Source organism: Syntrophomonas wolfei subsp. wolfei str. Goettingen G311, assembly GCF_000014725.1.
Taxonomy (GTDB): domain Bacteria; phylum Bacillota; class Syntrophomonadia; order Syntrophomonadales; family Syntrophomonadaceae; genus Syntrophomonas; species Syntrophomonas wolfei.
Genome location: NC_008346.1, coordinates 640695 through 656958, shown reverse-complemented (window position 1 = coordinate 656958; position 16264 = coordinate 640695). Strand labels below are relative to the sequence as shown.

Sequence of the window (16264 nt, the reverse complement as noted above, 5' to 3'; positions counted from 1 at the left end):
CCTCGCTATCGTTGCCGGTCTCTGAACATTTGGCGCAACCAGTTGTCAAAACTATGGTTTTCGTCAATCCTCTTGCCGATGAAAAAGCCTAAAACAATACAGAAGATAACGAAGAGGCTGCGCCAGAATCCATAGCTAATAAAGAGAATGCTGGCGATGAGACCCAGCAGAATTCCCAGGGCCTTACCCCGGTGTTCCTCTAATATCAATAGTAATAGTTTTTCCCCCATTTGCCTGCCCCCTAACGATTGACAGCTTTATTGGGATTGCTGAAATCGTCTACCAGTACTTTTACCTGAGAAACTTGCAGTCCACCTATATCTTCCAGGTGTTCTTTTACGGTTTGCTGCAAGCTCTTGCTCATCTCCGGCACATTGTAATCAGGGTTAATGGCGGTATGTAAATAAACCAGCAGGCCATCGTTACTAGTGCTTACGGCCGGCTTTATTTCTTTAACCCCATCAACTTTTTTAACCGCCTTCATGATTATTACTTTAATCGCTGGAACAGTAATGGAAACCTGTCCGGCCAATGAACTGTCTACAATTATGGAATCGGGTTTGTTCTCGTATTTCAGCCCGGAAACAAGCATCACCAGGGCAATGGCCATAACTACTATGGCAACAATGCCAACAATTACCCGGTTCTGGGGAGTGGACAGGGCCTGATTTATAAAAGTGAGAGGTTCGGCACGACCCATAGCTGCTACTACCACTACCCCGGCCAGGGACAATAGTAAAAGATTATATACTAACAAGACCGGACGCCAGGCTTTTTCCATTTTCCCACCTCTTTCCAATAAAAAACGATACAGTTAACCCCCTGTGGGAGCAGGGGGTTAACCAGATTACTATTCCACTATAAACTCGGAGACCGCTTCTTCATCTGCCGGTGATTTTTTAATTGAAACCGACACTATATGCACATTGATACTCGCTACCGAAAGGCCGGTCATAGTCTCTACGGCTAATTTGACTTCTTTTTGCACCTTTTCAGCTACTTCCGGTATGGGATAACCAAACTCCACCACAATAAAAATGTCTATTCTGGTCTTATCCTCAGCAACTTCAACCTTTATGCCCTTGCCATAGTTCTTTCTTCCCAGCTTTTCTACCAGATCAGTACCCCAGCCGCCGCTTAGTGATACAACTCCTTCGACATCTGTGGCAGCCAATCCGGCTACGGTTGAAACAACTTCGTCTGCAATTCTGATGGTTCCGTATTCATTGAATATTTCTGGTTTTTGTCCTTCCACAATACTCACCCCCATAGTATTTTTGCCGTTGTTAGTTATTCTACCAAACAATTACCGTAATTATCAAATCTATTTAAAAAGTGATTCTACTGCCAAAGGTTATAAATATTCATTGGCTTGTATAAATATACCGCTCCAGCGTCCTTAATAGCGACCACAGGGAGCATCAGTTGTGCCCGACAGGGCGCTTCGCATGGGCAACACCTGCGGCTTATCTAGCGTCTCAAGGGGTACCGCGCCAATCTCCCGTCCATGAGAGGCAACCTCAATAGTGACACCCGCCAGGGTGGAACACCAGGCGTACCCGAAGGGTGCAGGGTGAAGCGCTCTCGCGAGATAAACGAAACGCCCTCCTATCTCGCTAACGAGCGTTGATTTAGATTAGGCTTTATCGCTCATTCGTCTTTGTATAAAGTTGGTGTAAACTTCACCTTTGCGGAAAAAGGCATTATCCAGTACTTCCAGGTGAAAGGGGATGGTAGTATTGATATTCTCCACTTCAAACTCTCCCAGGGCTCGTTTCATACGCTGGATAGCCTCATCTCTGTTCCTGCCCCAAGCAATCAATTTGGCCACCATGGAATCATAAAAAGGTGGTATGTGGTAGCCGGAATATACGGAAGAATCCACTCTTATCCCTGGTCCTCCCGGAATGATGTATTGCCCTACCTGTCCCGGAGAGGGCTGAAAGTTGCAAGCAGGATCTTCGGCATTAATCCGGCATTCCAGAGCCCAGCCCCTTATCTCAATATCCTCCTGTTGATAAGAAAGCTCTTCACCCGCCGCAATCCGAAACTGTTCCTTGATGATATCAATTCCCGTAACCATTTCTGTTACCGGGTGTTCGACCTGGATACGGGTATTCATTTCGATAAAATAAAATTTCTTATTTTTGTCCACTAAAAATTCCACGGTGCCGGCACTGGAGTAGCCTGCTGCCCGGGCGGCATCAACCGCAACTTTCCCCATCTGCTGGCGCAAGGCCTCATCCAGTAAAGAGGAAGGGGCCTCTTCCAAAAGTTTCTGGTTGCGCCTTTGCAGGGAACAATCCCTCTCTCCCAGGTGAATTAGATTACCCAACTGATCTCCCAGGATTTGAAACTCAATATGACGGGGCTCTTCGATATATTTCTCCAGGTATATTTCATCATTGCCAAAAGCAGCCCCTGCTTCCATACGGGCCATCTCCAGGGCGTTTTTCAAGGAGCTTTCATTATGAGCCAGGCGCATACCCTTGCCGCCGCCCCCTGCGGAAGCCTTGATCATAACCGGATAGCCAATTTCCCTGGCCACAGCCAGGGCTTCTTTATATGATTGCACCGCCCCATCACTTCCAGGCACAACTGGAACTCCCACACTTTTTACCAGTTCCCGAGCTTGCACTTTATCTCCCATAAGTTCAATAACTTCTGGTGGGGGGCCAATGAACTTGATATTATAGCTGGAACACAAACTGGCAAAATGGGAATTCTCCGCCAGAAAGCCATACCCGGGATGAATAGCCTCAGCCCCGCTATTCTGAGCAGCGGCAATTATATTGGATATATTAAGATAGCTTTGCCGGGCCGGGGCTCCGCCGATACAGATAGCCTCATCCGCCTGTTTAACATGCAGGCTGTCTTTATCCGCAACTGAATATACGGCAACGGTTTCTATGCCCAGTTCTTTACATGCTCTTATAATCCGCAGGGCAATTTCTCCACGATTGGCTATTAGAACTCGGGAAAACAAGCTATCACCCCTAGTCTTTCTCTATTAAGAACAGGACTTGACCATATTCAACCGCTTCCGCGTTGTCCACCATGATTTCAATAATGGTTCCGGCAAATTCGGTTTTTATCTCATTCATCAACTTCATGGCCTCCAGTATGCACAGGGTCTGACCCGGGCTAACATGGTCTCCCGGCTGCACATAGGGAGGGGAATCCGGGGAAGGTGCCGCATAGAAAGTCCCCACCATGGGAGCCAAAATCTCCGTAAAATTATCCTGCTCAAGCTTAGCTGCTTCACTGGAGAGGGCCGGGGGCAAATTCATCGGTGCAGCAGTTGCCGCTTTATCAATTGCCGGCCCATTTCCTTTGCGTAAACTTAGTCTATAAGCGTCTTTTTGTACTTCCAGTTCACTGATACTGCTCTGGTCCATCAAGAGTATCAATTCTCTAATTTCATCGATTTTCATTTCATCATCTCCCCCATGAGCTGCAACCTTCTTAACTCGCGAAACCACCGGCGGTATTGCTACCGGGGCTTCTTCATCAAGCAGTTCTTCCCCCAGAGTATCTATGGAAGAAATCTGGGGAATATCTTCGGCCCCCCTGTTTTTTCTATATTCGAAAAATTTTAAGGCAACTTGGGGGAACAAAGCATAAGTAAGTATATCCTCCTCACTCTCCGCCAGTTCACCCAGCTCCTGGCGAGATCTCTCCCAGGCCGGCTCCAGCAAATCAGCAGGCCGGACGGTAATGACCTCTTCGTCGCCAATTATCTTTTTCCGGATCTCGTCCTTAATTGCTACCGCCGGTTTACCGTAATAGCCCCGGACATAGTCCTTTACCTCACCGGGGCAGAGCTTATATCTTTCTCCCATTAATATATTCAGCACCGCTTGAATCCCAATTATCTGGCTGGTAGGCGTAACCAACGGGGGATAGCCCAAATCTGCTCTCACCCTTGGTATTTCCGCCAGCACCTCGTCAATGCGGTGGGAAGCCTTCTGTTCTTCCAATTGCGAGTAGAGGTTGGTAATCATGCCTCCAGGCACCTGGTGTTCAAAAACTTTCATATCGGCAATACGCGTTACTCCCCGCTCAAAGCCCTTGTGTTTGCGTATCTGCTCAAAATGAGTAGCAATATTAAACAAGGCATGAAGATCTAAGCCGGTATCCCAGGGAGTATCCTGCAGGGCTCTCACAATGGTCTCCACCGGCGGTTGGGAAGAACCAAAGGCCATAGGTACGCTGGCGGTATCAATGATATCCACCCCGGCTTCCGCTGCTTTTAAAAGAGCCGCAATAGCCAGTCCACCTATATAGTGAGTATGCAATTGCAGGGGCAGCTGGACATTATCCTTTAGGGCCTTAACCAGCTCAAAGGAGGCATAAGGCGATAATAAACCGGCCATATCCTTAATACATATGGAATCCGCCCCCATATCCTTCAGCCGCAGAGCCGTCTCTACAAAATGCTGCATGGTATGAACCGGGCTTACAGTATAGACTACACAGGCCTGCACATGTTTGCCGCTTTTTTTGGCGGCCCTCATGCAGGTTTCCAGATTCCGGATATCGTTTAAGGCATCAAATACGCGGAATATGTCAATACCATTCTCCGCCGCCTTTTCCACAAACTTCTCGACAATGTCATCCGGATAATGGGTATAACCTACAATTGATTGACCTCTGAGCAGCATTTGCAATTTGGTCTTTTTTATTCCGCGGCGGATTTTACGCAACCTTTCCCAGGGGTCTTCATTAAGGTAGCGAATACATACATCAAAGGTAGCGCCTCCCCATACTTCCAGGGAATGATAACCCACCTCGTCAATGTTTTCCAGGATGGGAAGCATATCTTCTGTAGTCATACGGGTGGCCCACAAACTTTGATGTCCGTCTCGCAAACTGGTATCAGTTATCTTGATTTTGCCCAATTCCATACCTCCCTATAAGAACCGCCGGCTAATATCAGGTTTTAAAAATATAAGAGACTAAATTGCGGTAGTTCCTATTTTATAATGCCAGGCATTTTATGCCTTAAATGCTGTATTTCCTCACTTATTAGGCTTGGTTAGTAAGAATATAAACCTTTCGTTTCATAATGATTGCCTTTGGTGCCTTTTTAAAGCAAGATAATATAAATCTTAATAAATCCGTAAATCAGCGTCAAAGAATCTTCGTACTGGTTGCTTCCCCTATTTTCATCGTTGATTGTGGCCCCGGCCATGGGGGTTAGTAAGAAAAGTGAGGAGTGAGGGGTAAGGAGTGAGGGTTCAAGTTATTCCTACCCCATCTTACTATATAACAAGCGCCTGCTAACTCACTTTTCATCGTTGGCTGCAGTCCCGGCCATGGGGGTTTACTTCAAAAGGTTATTATTATTTATTGATGTCACTGCAAAAAGTTATTACTATCATTGGCTTGCATATACCGCTCAGCACTCATAATAGCGATCGCAGGGTATGTAGGGAACGACCCCCGTGTCGTTCCGAATCAGGCGCAGCACCCATAATAGCGACCGCAAGGCATTGTGTTCCAAACAAGAAAAAAGCTTTGGATAAAATTATACTCAGGCCACCGGCCTGAGCATAGTTGTGCTACTCCGACATTAATAATTATAAAAATAAAGCCCGATTATTTCAATCTATTTGGGGAATGTATACAAGTTTACTCTTTTCCCGCTTCTTTTAGCCAAACTTTATCCTCAGGAAAATCCGCCAAGCTGAGTAGGATTTCCCTCAGCCCTTCCTCTCGCTGCGGGTTCAGTGTGCCGGCGGGGACAATAACCGTGGCAGTCCCGGCCTGTACCAGGGCCACGCATTCTTCAATCCCTTCTGATTTTACCAGGCTCTCCAGCCTCATCTCCTTTTCCATCTCTTCCGATATCTTCACCATCCGCAACGAAGCCACTTCCCGCGCCTTATCATCGCTATCCTTATTCTCCATGATTGCTTTTAAAATGTCCAGTTGTTTTCCGCGAATACGCTCTCTATCCAAACGATAAGTGGAAAAAAAATCATTTGGGGCTGTTTCCTTTTTATTTACCTGGCTTAAATCAGCTGCTGAAAATTCCTCCAGAATTTTATTCTCCTCGCTGAGCGGAAGTATTGCGGTCCTTTCTTCTTTTCCGTTTATAATCCATATTGTACCAAACAACAGCAAAACAAAAATCACTATAATTAAGCAAATATTCTTCAATCTTATTCTTAATAAGAGGGGGCGGATATTCCGTTCTTTTTTCATCTGGCTATTCCCCTCCTTTTCTAGGCATCACTCTTACCCGGTGTGGTGATATATTTAGCAGGGTAGCCGTAGCATCAGTCAAGCGTTCCTTTACTTCCGCCCGGCCTCCTCCATCGGCCACCACCAGTACCCCCAGAACCTCCGGGAAGCGTTCTTCCACCAGTACCGGCGCTCCTGATGATACCGCCAGATCCTCAACCCTGCTTTCTTCGCTGCTGTTCTTTTTTATGCCCCGAGTCTGGCTTTCCTCGGTCTCTCTTTTTTCATCCCGCCGGTTGCTGGCAAAGGTTTTATGACCATCGGAACTCAAGCTCAGGCTGACCTCCACCTTTCCGGCGCCATTGATTTCTGATAATATTGCTTCCAGTTCGCCGGCCATTTGTGATTTGACGCTTCTGGCCTCTTCTCGTTGATGTTCTCCGCTGGCCGGTGCCGGCGGATTTTTCTCCACCTTGCTCATCGGCCAAATCAAAGCCAGTAAACCAAAACAGATTAGAATAACCAGTATATACCTGTTTTTCTTTCCCGAGAACCAGGAATTCCTGCCCGGGCCATCTTGACTTTTCCTTAGCCACTCATCCAGCATAGATTAACCCCCTTCAAATTCAACTTTGATTTGCGAAGTGCTGAGACCATAAAAATTACCGATAATACTAATGACCTTGTCTTCAATCACTTTCTTTTCTTCCCGGCTCAGGTTACTATTTTCCCCGGAAAAAACCTCAATCCCGTCTTGGCCTTTCTTAATTTCAGGGCTTCCCGACTGAAGCAGAATATTTACTGCCTGCACTTTGCCATCCTGGCCAATCTCAATCTCTGACTTAACCTCTTCCACTCCCGGAACCAGCACAGCTACAGCATCTATCTGTCCCTGTAATTTCTCCCGGGCTATTTCATTATGTTGCGCTATAATCTCCTGCTGAATTTGTTTGCCATTATCTATGATTTCTTCACTTTTGCCCTCTTCCAGTTGGTAGTCCCAGAGATTTACTTTTAATTCCCGCTCACTAAAAAGCAATGATAGAACCGGGTTTAAAACGGCAATTATGATGAACATGCCCACGGCAAACCGTACAAAAGGTCTTACTCCTCCTTCAGGTAGGAGCAATTCCAAAAAACTGGTGAGAATGATAATTACCAGGACATTCCTAACTATTTCTTGCAAAAGCTGCATATCAATCCTCCCCTGCTCTAGCGTAAGGCGCCAAGACCGTTGGACATCCCTGCTACTATGGAAATCATGATTAAAAACATCAAGCCCACTGAGGCCAATGCCGCCAGCATTAAAAAGATATGGGCACTCATTATATCTAATATGGCTGCTGTTTTGGCATCACCGAGAGGTTCGACTACCGCCGCGGTTATTTTATAGATAAGGGCTATGGCAGCAACTTTGATCAGGGGAAGAGCAATTATCCCAATGATAATTAAAACTCCTAAAAAGCCCAGGGCTTGTTTCAGCATTACCACATAGCCTGCGGTTACTTCGATAGTGTCGGAAAGGATTTTGCCAACTACCGGGATAGCGTTATCAGTAACAAATTTGGTGGTGCGCAGGGCTACCTTGTCCAGCACCGAAGCATAGAGGGCCCGTAAAGTTATAAATCCGGCAAATATGGTTAGGCAAAAACCCAGGCTTACCCGGGCCATCTGCCCAAAGAAGGAAGCCAACTTTTCCACCTTTAAGCTGATAGACATATGATTTAAAAGGCTTAATATGGCCGACATAATAATTAAAGGAAAGACCACATTCTTTATGGCGTTGGCAAAGGCAGTAGCCGTTGTCATCAGAATGGGGAAGAGCATGGCAGAAGCATTGATGTTTCCTAATCCTGCGGTTAATACCAGCATCTGCGGCAGCATGCCCATCATAAATGCCACCATATTATTTATGCTTTGATGACCAATTTCCAAAACCAGGCGAAATGAACCCAGGGCTATGGCTCCCAAAGCCAGGTAACAGCTCAGGTAGGAAATCTGAGCTACCCCTGAGGAGAAAGAATTCTGCAGGTTTACCAACAGGGCAGTTAGAACTGATAAAACCAATAGCTTGGCCATCAGGCCGGAGTTGGCCCGAACTTCCTTGAAAAATAACTGCAAAATACCTCCCATAATATCCTGGATTTTTAAATCCAACTGGCCCTGGCTGAAATCCAGCAGCAGTTCTTTTACTGTTTTTCCCTTCATGCTGGAGCTTATTTCTTCGTCAATGTTCTTCTTGTATTCATCAAAAACACTCAGGTTAAGATTTTTAAGCGTAGTTTCCAGGGGAGCAACTTGCTCGCTTTCGTTATCTATTTCCCCGGCCCAGGCCGGGAACGAAAAAATAAGGATGCCAGTAATCAATAGCAAAAAAAGGAGAAAGTATTTTTTCATGCTGGCCCCCCCCTTTTCCCCTGGTTTTTCATACCATCAGTTCCATCATAGATTCCAATATGGCAACCATAATGGGAAGAGATAAAACCACAATTATTATTTTGGCAGCAAACTCCACTTTTTTGGCTACGGCATGCTCACCTGCATCCTGGCAAATAGCAGCGGCAAATTCACCCAGATAAGCTACCCCAATAATTTTCAAAATGGTGGCCATAAAAAAGTAGTTGATTTGCGCCCGGCGGGTAAGTTCTTGCATTAAAGCTATTATTGCCGCCATTTTTCCCATCATGAAAAGGAAAATTACTATACTGAAAGTAATGCTCAAGACTACCGCCATAACTGGTTTTTCCTGTCTAAGTATCAGTAATAATATAGTTGTAACCAGGGCCAGGCCTATGACTTGAGCTATTTCCACCTTCATCTCTCCTCACTTGATAAACAGGCTTGCCCCAAGCTGGCAGTATATCATAGGGACGGTTCTCCTGATAAATATAATAAGAATTTAATCTCGACGCAGACGGATGCAGACCCTTCGGGCACTACTGATGCTCCCTGCGGGCTGTCCTCACAGGCTAAAGACAGATCTGACCACCGAGAAGAGCTGGTTCATCAATTGAACGACAATTATCAAAACCACCACTACTCCGGCCAGGGTTAACATCTCGGCCTGTTCCTCCTTTTTAGCTTGTTTTAAGACTATGGAAAGAACCGATATTAAAATTCCAATGCCGGCCACTCTAAAAATGATATCTACATCCATAAAAACCTCCATTTTGGTCGTAAGTCATCAGGCGTAAGACATCGGGAATAACAGTTATTAGTCGTTAGATATATCTGATGTAATTCGTATGGAGACCCCTATACCTGGCAATAACTTAACAACTTAAGTGCCTGGCACCATCAAATAAGCAGCAGCACTACCATAGCTCCTAATATAAAACCACTGTAAGTCCACATTTTGCGACCACCTTCTGCTTGCTGCATAGCCTTCTGTTCCAGCAAAGCCAGTTCTTCCTGCAGCAGGGTCAATAGCTTTTTCTGCTGGCTGGCATCAGAAATACCTAATTGCAGTGAAGCGGTAGCCATTAATCCTATTTCCATTTCTTGCAGGTCAGAGTGAAGGCGCAAACCTTCAATCCCTGCATTCCAGGCTTCAGCAGCAGTCATGCCGGTTTTCTCCTGTAAAAGGCTGGAGCTTGCTGCGAAGAGATAGGAAACCGGGGGTCGAGAAAAATCAGCGGTTTTAGCCAGGGCCTGGGAAAGGGGACTATAGATGCAGCTTATTTCCTTTTCCAAAAAGCCCAGAGCCAGTCTAAGTTCTTGTAGTTGTTCCACCCTTCTGTCCATGCGCCGGGCGGCCTTTAAACCCCAGCAACCAAAGCCGGTAATTATGGAAGCTGCCCCCATTAATTTCAATCCCAGCACCTTAATCCCACCTTATAATCTCTTCTACTGTTCCTGGCCCGTTACGCCGGGATAATACTACTCCCAGGCGAAAAGCCCCCTGGGACAAGAGTTTTTTTATCAAGGGTCGTTTCGAAAGTTCCTCCAGATTGCGGGCATGTATACTACATATCACTGCTACTCCGGCGTTTACACATTCCTGCAGGGCTTCCACATCTTCCTTGCGCCCTATCTCATCGGCAATTAACACCTGGGGGGAAAGGGAACGGATAGCCATCATCATTCCCCAGGACTTGGGACAGGCATCAAGAACATCGCTTCGTATGCCCACATCCAGTTGAGCTAGTCCCCGGTGAGTCCCGGCAATTTCTGAGCGTTCATCGATTATCGCAATATTATGGGGTGGACAGGCCGAGCTACCCGTGGAAATACTGCGGGCAATATCGCGCAGAATGGTGGTCTTGCCGCAACGGGGTGGTGAAATTATGAGGGTATTAACAATAGTCCCGGTTGATATAATATGCGGTAGAATCGTCCGGGCGCAGCCTTTTTTTTCCCGGGCCAGGCGAAAACAGATGGAGGAAAACTCCTTAATGCCCTTTATCCCTGCGGCCTGTACTATTACCTGTCCGGCCAGTCCCACTCGATGCCCCCCGGGGATAGTAATAAAGCCCCTTCTTATCTCTTCTTCCAAAGCATAAAGCGAATTATCGCTTATGGAGGCTATGGTACGATAAAGGTCTTCCCGGCTGGCGTTTATAGCTTCCGGCAATTTTTTTGTCAACTCACCCCGCGAAGTAAGGCCCCATTCACTTTCCCCTATTTTTAATAGCAAGGGTTGAGCCGCACGTAGGCGAATTTCCTCCATTTCCTGGTATACTTCCGCCTTCAGCCTGGACAAGCCTTCATGCAGTACTCCAGCAAAATAAGGGGTAACGGCCTGCTTCAGCGCCTGACCATCCAACTGAAACACCACCTATTGCAAATCTTGACCATCTAATAAGCAGTTGAAAACTCCTTAAGAATAAATATTGGCTTGTACCGCATTTTATGCCAGTAAAATCAAAGAGGGGAATTAATTTCCTTTAAATGCAGGGTGAAGGGTAAGCTGTTAAGAGGTGAAGAATTAAGGATAATAGTTACATTAATCTAGAAAGATACATTATTTTTTCGGCCAGTGGAGGTAGGGATTCCCGGGCCGTATTCCAAATAATCTCAAGATCAACACGAAAATACTCGTGCGCCATGATATTTCGCATAGCTTTCATTTTATGCCATGGAATTTCCGGATTTTTATCATATAATTCATCCGGTAAATGCCCGGTTGCTTCACCAATGATCTCAAAATTCCTGATTACAGCATCTATTGCCATATTGTTAAGTTCAAATTCTGCAAATGTCATGTTTTCGGTATAGCGTTGAATCTTCTCAATGGAATCAACAATATCCTGAAGATATAATCTTAGATCTCGCGTCATAAGTATAGCACCTCTCGAAGTATCTGTTCCTTAATTAAAGGTTTTAGTGCACGAATAGTAGCAAGATCTACCTGTCGTCCAAGGATTTCCGCCAGACGATCCTGTAGTCCTATGAAATGAAATATATCAACCGGTCGGCTGAACTCAACCAGTACATCAACATCACTCGCATTGCTTGCCTCGCCCCGAGCAAATGAACCAAAAATGCCAATTTTGGAAACCAGGTACTCATTTCTTAATTCCGGCATATGTTCTCGGATGCAATCAGCTGGATTCATTCTGTTACCTCCAAATTTAAGACAGCAATTCCAATAGACCTCTTGCTTCATTATAATCATATTTTATCGCAAAGATACAATGCTATCTTGATTATCTTACTATTTTCAAAACAAAATCGCTTTAAGCAAAAGGAGAGAGTGTCCATCTGTCGACTACTCTCTCCTGCAGCTTAAATCCTAGTTTTTACAGACTTCACCTCGTTGTAAATGGACCTTAGATCGGTGCGCCGGAATGCTCTTCATTTTCTCCTTTTTCGTCCCCAATAAATGAGGGTTGGTAATCAAAAGAACCATCATTGACAAAAACTACTTCATCGCAATAGGGACAGATTATTTCCACCACATCCTCATCATCCAGAACTTCAGGGTCAAAACAGATAAGTTCACCGCAATGGGAGCAACGGATTTCTTCTGCAAAATCCAGTTCCTCACTCCATTTTTCCTCCAGTTCCTGTAAATCTGTATCCATGCTCTCTACATATTCTTGCAGTTCATCAAAGCGATCCTGCATAACTAAAAAGGATTCGGCGATTTCGTCCAGTACACTCAACACACCGCTTATTATTTTCCCTTGCGGACTTCCTTCCCTTATGTTCAGTCCTTCACTTAAGCCCTGCAGGTAGCTGACTTTTTCCGAAATATCTTGCAAAAACAAATCCTCCTTTCTAAATATACCTGGCTTCAACATTAAATGTTTTAGCTTAGTATTTACTCGAAAAGGAGGAATTACACCGCTATATTGCTTTGGTAAAAATGCTATAAAATAGCTAATTTAACAACCAACTAATTATAAAGTTTTCATCCTATTTGGATTATACTAAAGGCGGCTGAAACCCCGTCACTATATCACTCCACCGGAATAAATTAAGGGAGAGGGTTTTACACCCTCTCCATATATTCACCAGTGCGTATATCAATGCGCAGGCGGTCGCCGGTATTTACAAATAGAGGTACTTGTACTACCGCCCCGCTTTCCAGGGTGGCATTTTTAACCGCCCCGGTGGCTGTATCACCTTTTACTCCCGGTTCGGTATCAACTACCAGCATTTCAACGAAATTGGGCAAATCCACCCCGATAATATTACCCTGAAAAAAGAGAACCCCGAGAATCATATTTTCCATCAGCCATTTGGCTCCTTCTCCAATACTCTCCTTGCTGATGGAAATCTGTTCATAATTCTCCGTATCCATGCAGACATAGCCTTCGCCATCATTGTACAGATATTGCATTTCTCGCTTGTCCAGGTGGGCCCGGGGCACCTTTTCCCCGCCGCGGAAGGTCTTTTCCACCGTCCCGCCGGTCTTGACATTTTTCAGCTTGGCCCTTACGAAGGCAGAACCCTTGCCTGGTTTGACATGCATGAATTCTACCACTTGAAAAGCCTGCCCCTCCAGTTCGATGGTAACTCCGGTCTTAAAATCATTAACTGAAATCATCCTATCCCTCCATATATCTTAGAATATCAGAATGCTATTTCTACCGGGGTCGCTTTTAAGGTTGTTGCGCGATATATTTATACAAGCCAATGAATGTTAATAACTTTTTGCAGTGGAGTCAATCCTTATTATATTATAATATATCATTAGAACTGTCCCCATGATATATGACGACTGACGACTTATAACACCAGCAAGTTTTTTTCGGAACGGGTTATAACCTCGCCATACTGGTCTTTTACTATTACGCTGTCCTCTATGCGTAGTCCTCCCCAACCCGCTATGTAAATTCCGGGCTCGATGGTAACCACCATATTTTCTTCCAGTACGGCTTCACTCAGAGGAGAGAGCCGGGGCTGTTCATGGATTTCCAGGCCAAGACCATGGCCCGTACCATGGATAAAATACTGATCCAATCCATAGGCTTTAAGGCTTTCCCGTACGGCCCAGTCGATCTCCCGGCAGGATTGTCCTGCTCTCACCATAGCAATTCCCTTTTCCTGGGCCAGCAATAAGGCTTGATAAAGCTCCTGCAAGCGGGCTGAAGCTTTAGAAATAGCTATGGTTCTGCTCATATCAGCGGTATAACCCTCATAAAAACCGCCAAAATCCAGGGTTACCATGTCCCCGGGAACCAGCCGACGATTTCCAGGCTGACCATGGGGTAGAGCTGCATTTTCTGCCGATACTACAATAACATCAAATGACTCCTTATCACAACCCTTTTGTCGTAAAAGATAGACGATTTCGCTGGCTATATCGCGTTCACTTATCCCCGGTTTAAGCTTTAAGCAAATATCACTGAATACCGCATCAGCTATCCGGGCGCTCTCGCGGATAAGCTTTAGCTCCGCCTCGTCTTTTACCTGACGCAGTCCCTCAATCAACTGGGATACGGGCTGTAAATCGCTTGTCAGGGACTGTTGCAGTTCCATAAAAAAACTGTAGCTGATAGCATGGGCTTCTACCCCGATTCTTTTATAAGCCTGGCTCAATTCCACCAATTGCTTTAGCCCGGGAGGCCTTTCCACCAACAGTTGCCAGTCCGGGCATTCCTGCTCTACCTGTTCCTGGTAACGAGAATCAGTCAATATATATTTTTCCCCGGGGGAAATCAGCAAGCGGGCATCACTTCCCCCGGTAAACCCCGACAAGTAGCGAATATTCTCTCCCTTGCTCACCAGGAAGGCCTCTATTTCCTTCTCTTGTAGCAGCTTATATAATCTGAGCAGCCGTTTGCTAAAAATACTATCCATTTCCTTCCTTTATCCCTTTCCTTTTTGTCCGGCGGCCAGAAGCTCACAAGCGGCTAAAAAAGCCATTTTATAACTCAAGGCCCCGAAGCCGAAAACCCCTCCCACCGCCAGCGGGGAAATCAAGGATTGCTGCCGGAAACTCTCCCGGGCATAAATATTGGATAGATGTATTTCTATCACCGGAATTTCTACCGCTTTCAAGGCATCGTATATGGCAATACTGTAATGGGAAAGGGCCCCAGCATTTATCAATATGCAATCAAAACGATCTCTGGCTTCCTGTATGTAATCAACTATTTTCCCTTCATGATTGGACTGGAAGAAATCAATCTCCGCTCCCTGCTGCTGCGCCAGAATTTGCATTTCTTTTTCTATCTCGGCCAGGCTGCTCTCTCCATATATTTCCGGTTCGCGAATGCCTAGCATATTCAAGTTAGGGCCATTAATGAAGCAAATTTTTAAATTCAAATTTTTACCTCCCTAATTTCCGGCCACACTTAAAGAACGCAAGCGCACACTGGGAGCAAAGCGGGCACCGAAGGAGCGCTGGTCATTCCCCACCGCATCGATATTTTGCAAAAAATCCAGCAGGTTACCTCCAATGGTAATCCCCCTCACCGGGTAGCTTAAGGCGCCTTTTTCAATCAGCAAGCCGGCCGCACCCAACGAAAAATCCCCGGAAACCGGATTGGCGGTATGCAGGCCCATTATTTCAGTTATATAAAGACCCTTATCCACCGTGGCAATCATCTGCTCCGGGCTCTCCTCACCCGCTTCCAGGATAAAATTACTACTACCCACTGCCGGCAAGTGGCGAAACGAAGCCCGCCGGCCGTGGCCGGTTGATTCCACTCCGGCCTTGCACGCGTTGTAGTGGTCATAGAGATAAGTCATTAAAACCCCATCTCTGATTACCGGGGTTTTACGACTGGGAACTCCTTCGCCATCAAAGGGAAAACTCCCCAGACCCTCGCCCAGGGTAGCATCATCACTGATGGATAAAACCCCGGAAGCAATCTTTTCCCCTATTTTTCCGGCCAGAAGCGACTTGCCTTTTTGCACCGCTTCCGCACTTACCAAATGGGCAATAAGACCCAGGAAACGGGCCATAACATAGGGTTCGATTATGCAGGGCAGGGAGGCCGAATCAATACGGCGGGATTTCAAGCCCCTTACCGCTCTCATGGCTGCTTCCTCCCCCACCGCTTCCGCTTCCAGGTCCTTTATCTTTCTTTTTATCATCATAGAAAAACCGCTCTGGGATTCATCGTCCTCCCGGGCTACCAGAGAAAGATATAAAAGAGTGTAATTGGCTTTCCCCCAGGCATAGAGACCATGGCTGTTCATCAAAAGGGAATTGTATTCCCCCTCCTCATAGCCGGATTTTTCAATAAACTTAACCCTTTTATCACTGCGGCGGGCAGCTTCTTCTGCGGCTTGCGCCATTTCTATTTTTTCCTCCAAGGGGCTTACGGGAATATTTTCATCATATAGTTCCATAGTAGAGTAAAGATAGGGACCAGCTGGAAATGAGTTCCATCCATCCGCCGGAGTATAGCGGGAGATGTCCACCGCATCATTTACGGCTTGCTCAATCGCCTCCATAGACAAATCCGCGCTGTAAACAAAAGCCAGGCGTCCGGCATTCAGCAGGCGCAGGCCCAGTCCCATTTCTTCCGCCTTTTTTAGGGTTTCCACCTGCCCATCGCGCAATTCCAGGTTCATGCTGCGCTGCTGGGAAAGAAAGACCTCCGCTTGTATCCCTTTCTTATGCGCTGCCTGCAAGGCTCTTTCTCCCGCCTCCCGCAAAAGATCTTCCATTGCT

General features: G+C 46.0%; 20 protein-coding genes. All 20 read right to left on the bottom strand.

The genetic code is table 11. From position 1 onward, the window contains the following. Positions 1-5: 5 nt before the first annotated feature. Positions 6-230, bottom strand: a complete 225-nt coding sequence (locus tag SWOL_RS02855; protein ID WP_011640001.1) for a DUF2273 domain-containing protein — start codon at positions 228-230, stop codon at positions 6-8. Positions 231-241: 11 nt separating this feature from the next. Next, on the bottom strand, positions 242-781 hold the full coding sequence (gene amaP, locus SWOL_RS02850; RefSeq protein WP_011640000.1) for an alkaline shock response membrane anchor protein AmaP: 540 nt from the start codon (positions 779-781) through the stop codon (positions 242-244). A gap of 69 nt (positions 782-850) precedes the next feature. Then, entirely contained in the window at positions 851-1270 is a 420-nt protein-coding gene (locus SWOL_RS02845) for an Asp23/Gls24 family envelope stress response protein (RefSeq protein ID WP_049750088.1), read from the bottom strand. A 366-nt stretch (positions 1271-1636) separates the two neighbouring features. Beyond that, entirely contained in the window at positions 1637-2986 is a 1350-nt protein-coding gene (accC, locus tag SWOL_RS02840) for an acetyl-CoA carboxylase biotin carboxylase subunit (protein WP_011639998.1), read from the bottom strand. A gap of 10 nt (positions 2987-2996) precedes the next feature. Continuing rightward, positions 2997-4907 carry an acetyl-CoA carboxylase biotin carboxyl carrier protein gene (accB, locus tag SWOL_RS02835; RefSeq protein WP_011639997.1) on the bottom strand — a complete coding sequence of 637 codons (1911 nt, stop codon included), beginning with the start codon at positions 4905-4907 and terminating at the stop codon, positions 2997-2999. Positions 4908-5634: 727 nt separating this feature from the next. Next, entirely contained in the window at positions 5635-6210 is a 576-nt protein-coding gene (locus SWOL_RS02830; protein WP_011639996.1) for a SpoIIIAH-like family protein, read from the bottom strand. 4 nt (positions 6211-6214) lie between these two features. Beyond that, positions 6215-6796 (bottom strand): hypothetical protein, encoded by a 582-nt coding sequence (locus tag SWOL_RS02825; protein ID WP_011639995.1) that lies wholly within the window; start codon positions 6794-6796, stop codon positions 6215-6217. Between the two features lie 3 nt (positions 6797-6799). Beyond that, positions 6800-7384 (bottom strand): stage III sporulation protein AF, encoded by a 585-nt coding sequence (spoIIIAF, locus tag SWOL_RS02820; protein WP_011639994.1) that lies wholly within the window; start codon positions 7382-7384, stop codon positions 6800-6802. A gap of 17 nt (positions 7385-7401) precedes the next feature. Continuing rightward, on the bottom strand, positions 7402-8586 hold the full coding sequence (gene spoIIIAE, locus SWOL_RS02815; protein ID WP_011639993.1) for a stage III sporulation protein AE: 1185 nt from the start codon (positions 8584-8586) through the stop codon (positions 7402-7404). A 28-nt stretch (positions 8587-8614) separates the two neighbouring features. Then, positions 8615-9001, bottom strand: a complete 387-nt coding sequence (spoIIIAD, locus tag SWOL_RS02810) for a stage III sporulation protein AD (protein WP_041427322.1) — start codon at positions 8999-9001, stop codon at positions 8615-8617. A 150-nt stretch (positions 9002-9151) separates the two neighbouring features. Further along, a complete protein-coding gene (gene spoIIIAC, locus SWOL_RS02805; protein ID WP_011639991.1) occupies positions 9152-9346 on the bottom strand; it encodes a stage III sporulation protein AC in 195 nt (64 codons plus the stop codon). Between the two features lie 140 nt (positions 9347-9486). Continuing rightward, complete coding sequence (locus SWOL_RS02800) at positions 9487-10011, bottom strand: stage III sporulation protein AB (RefSeq protein WP_011639990.1); 525 nt, start codon at positions 10009-10011, stop codon at positions 9487-9489. 1 nt (position 10012) lies between these two features. Further along, a complete protein-coding gene (gene spoIIIAA, locus SWOL_RS02795) occupies positions 10013-10963 on the bottom strand; it encodes a stage III sporulation protein AA (RefSeq protein WP_423218533.1) in 951 nt (316 codons plus the stop codon). A gap of 166 nt (positions 10964-11129) precedes the next feature. Continuing rightward, the gene (locus SWOL_RS02790) at positions 11130-11468 is read right to left on the bottom strand and encodes a HepT-like ribonuclease domain-containing protein (protein WP_011639988.1); all 339 of its coding nucleotides are present in this window, start codon (positions 11466-11468) and stop codon (positions 11130-11132) included. Then, positions 11465-11746, bottom strand: a complete 282-nt coding sequence (locus SWOL_RS02785; RefSeq protein WP_011639987.1) for a nucleotidyltransferase family protein — start codon at positions 11744-11746, stop codon at positions 11465-11467. Before SWOL_RS02785 ends, SWOL_RS02790 begins: the two co-directional genes overlap by 4 nt. Positions 11747-11960: 214 nt before the next feature. Beyond that, positions 11961-12395: a CD1247 N-terminal domain-containing protein gene (locus tag SWOL_RS02780; RefSeq protein ID WP_011639986.1), complete on the bottom strand. Its 435-nt coding sequence runs from the start codon at positions 12393-12395 to the stop codon at positions 11961-11963. Positions 12396-12625: 230 nt separating this feature from the next. Next, the gene (efp, locus tag SWOL_RS02775) at positions 12626-13183 is read right to left on the bottom strand and encodes an elongation factor P (RefSeq protein ID WP_011639985.1); all 558 of its coding nucleotides are present in this window, start codon (positions 13181-13183) and stop codon (positions 12626-12628) included. Between the two features lie 182 nt (positions 13184-13365). Beyond that, on the bottom strand, positions 13366-14439 hold the full coding sequence (locus SWOL_RS02770) for a M24 family metallopeptidase (protein ID WP_011639984.1): 1074 nt from the start codon (positions 14437-14439) through the stop codon (positions 13366-13368). A 9-nt stretch (positions 14440-14448) separates the two neighbouring features. Further along, positions 14449-14907 carry a type II 3-dehydroquinate dehydratase gene (aroQ, locus tag SWOL_RS02765; protein WP_011639983.1) on the bottom strand — a complete coding sequence of 153 codons (459 nt, stop codon included), beginning with the start codon at positions 14905-14907 and terminating at the stop codon, positions 14449-14451. A 12-nt stretch (positions 14908-14919) separates the two neighbouring features. Then, positions 14920-16260, bottom strand: coding sequence for a TldD/PmbA family protein (locus SWOL_RS02760; RefSeq protein WP_011639982.1), 1341 nt, complete (start codon positions 16258-16260; stop codon positions 14920-14922). Between the last annotated feature and the right edge of the window lie 4 nt (positions 16261-16264).